Genomic DNA, 637 nt, shown 5'->3' with positions numbered 1-637 from the left:
CTCTTAATTCAGCCACTAAAGAGCGAATGGTCCTAGGTGAAGCCTTTAAGACCAAATCTCCTTTTTTGTGGAGTTCAAGGAGTCGATCATAGACTCTTTGAGCGGTATGTCTTTGCTTCCTGGGGGCTTTAAAATCGTCTAGGAGCCATTGTTTAACAAGTGCTCGATAGGGATCTGTTTTGCGACTTCGCTTCTGTTTAATCGGAACATCAGGGCTAAAATCTTCCTGATTGACATATTTACTAATTGTGGCGCGATCGAAACCAGTCTCCCTGGCAATGCTTCTGATACTTTTCCCTTCCATGTCGTGCATCAATCGTATATCATAAATTTGGTTCACTGTTAACACCTCTAATTCCATCCTTTCAGTGGTCGTATACTAAAAGGATATCGTATTAGGGGTGGCAGTGGACTCTTTTGTTGGTCAAGCGGCTGGATTTTTAATTGCCACTTGGCTGATTTTTAGTTTACCAAATACAGCAAAAAGAATCAAAATGCCATAAAAATAGCTCTATTTATATATAAAAACGTCAAAAGACTTGTCATATCAATATAAAAGTTTAATGAGATAGCTTAGTTCTTATTGCATTATTTGTATGAATATGCAATTATATAAACGTGAAAGCGCTTTTGTTTT

At 37.5% G+C, this 637-nt stretch carries 1 pseudogene; it reads right to left on the bottom strand.

Features of this window, described 5'->3' with window-relative positions:
- Positions 1-349: pseudogene (locus tag D3H64_RS02900) on the bottom strand (IS21 family transposase); the annotation flags it as partial.
- Between the last annotated feature and the right edge of the window lie 288 nt (positions 350-637).

Origin of the sequence: Atopobacter sp. AH10 (assembly GCF_003664595.1) — a bacterium.
Taxonomy (GTDB): domain Bacteria; phylum Bacillota; class Bacilli; order Lactobacillales; family Aerococcaceae; genus Atopobacter.
This window is presented reverse-complemented; position numbering and strand designations above follow the sequence as displayed.